The following is a 1,719-nucleotide window of genomic DNA, read 5'->3' on the forward strand; positions in this document are numbered from 1 at the left end:
CCTAGAAGGCTGATGAAGATGTTGGGTTCTGGCCCCGCCGCGTCAGCGGCGGGGCCAGACTCGTTGTTGTGGTTCAAGGGGAGTGGGTCGGGGAGACGGTCGGGCCGGATGTGTGGGCGACGTGCCGGGAGTTGATTCCGGCTGGGAGCGTGTTCGCGTTCCTGGCCGAGCACCGTGGCCGGTTGTTTCCCGCGGCGATGTTCGCGGACATGTATCCGTCGGCGAACGGGCGACCGTCGATGCCGCCGCAGATCCTGGCCGCCGCGATCACGGTGCAGGCCCTGCACGGCCTGTCGGACTTCGAGACGGTCCAGGAATTACGCTGTGACCTACGGTGGAAAGCCGCCTGCGGGCTCGGTCTGCACGACCTGGCGTTCGACCCGTCACTGCTGGCGTACTTCCGCCGACGGCTGGCCCGCTCCACGTGCCCGAACCGGGTTTTCGAAGCGGTTCGCGAAGTCGTCAGGGCCACCGGGGTCCTGAAGGGCAAGCACCGGCGGGCACTGGACTCCACCGTTTTGGACGACGCGGTCGCCACCCAGGACACCGTCACCCAGATCATCGCCGCCGTCCGCGCCGTGATCCGCGAGGTCCCCGGCGGCGCCGAAGTGGCCGGGGTGCGGTGCTCCGCCCACGACTACACCGACCCGGGCAAACCCCGCATCGCCTGGAACGACGCCCAGGCCCGCGCCGCGCTGGTGGACGCCCTGGTCACGGACGCACTCAGGTTGCTGGGGCATCTACCCGAACAGGAACTCGGCGAGAAGGCCGCCAACGCGGTGGGCATCCTGGCCCTGGTCGCGGGCCAGGACGTCGAACCGGCCGAGGACTCCGACGGCCGCGACGGTCGCTGGCGCATCACCCAGGGAACCGCCCCGGGCCGCATGGTCTCCACCGTCGACCCCGAATCCCGCCACGTCCACAAAACCCGCTCACACCAGCAGGACGGCTTCAAAGCCCACCTCGCCATCGAGCCTGAGACCGGCCTGTTCACCGCCGTGGCCCTGCGGCCCGGCGCCGGGCCCGAGCACCACGAAGCCGCCGTCGGCCTCGAACTGCTCGCCGGGGAGGACGAACCGGTCGACGCCTTCGGCGACACCGCCTACTCCACCGGCGATGCCCGCCAGGCCCTGGAACAGGCAGGACACCGGCTGTTCCTTAAACCCGCACCCCTGCGGCCGGCCGTCCCCGGCGGCTTCACCCTCGACGAGTTCACCATCGACACCACCACCGGCACCGTGACCTGCCCCCAAGGACACACCGTCGACCTGTCCGGGCCCGGCGGCCGGCACCAACAGCGCAGGGCCGTCTTCGCAGACCTGTGCACCAGCTGCCCACTGCGTGAGCGGTGCACCACAGCCAAGGCCGGACGCGTCCTGACCATCCGCCCGCACCACGACCTGCAGGCCGCCGCCCGCCGCCAAGCCGCCACCGACCCCGACTGGCAGGCCGACTACCGTCGCTGGCGGCCACCCGTCGAACGCGCCGTCGCCTGGATCGTCCACCACGGCAACCGCCGCCTCCGCTACCTGGGCACCATCAAGAACGACACCTGGCTCCACACCCGCGCCGCCGCCCTCAACCTCCGCCGGCTGATCAACCTCGGGCTCACCCACACGAACGGCACTTGGCACCTCGCCCCAGCCGGCACATGACCACGAGGGGCTGCCCGGCCTGCGGCCGGACAGCCCCTCAACAAGATCTTCATCAGCCTTCTAG

General features: G+C 70.6%; 1 protein-coding gene. It reads left to right on the plus strand.

Annotation, left to right across the window (positions count from 1 at the left end; translation table 11 throughout):
* The first annotated feature begins 110 nt into the window (after positions 1–110).
* Positions 111–1,655 carry an IS1182 family transposase gene (locus tag OTB20_RS42080; RefSeq protein ID WP_267825169.1) on the plus strand — a complete coding sequence of 515 codons (1,545 nt, stop codon included), beginning with the start codon at positions 111–113 and terminating at the stop codon, positions 1,653–1,655.
* The last annotated feature ends 64 nt before the right edge of the window (positions 1,656–1,719 follow it).

The sequence above is a fragment of the Streptomyces sp. H27-H1 genome (assembly GCF_026627445.1).
GTDB lineage: Bacteria > Actinomycetota > Actinomycetes > Streptomycetales > Streptomycetaceae > Streptomyces.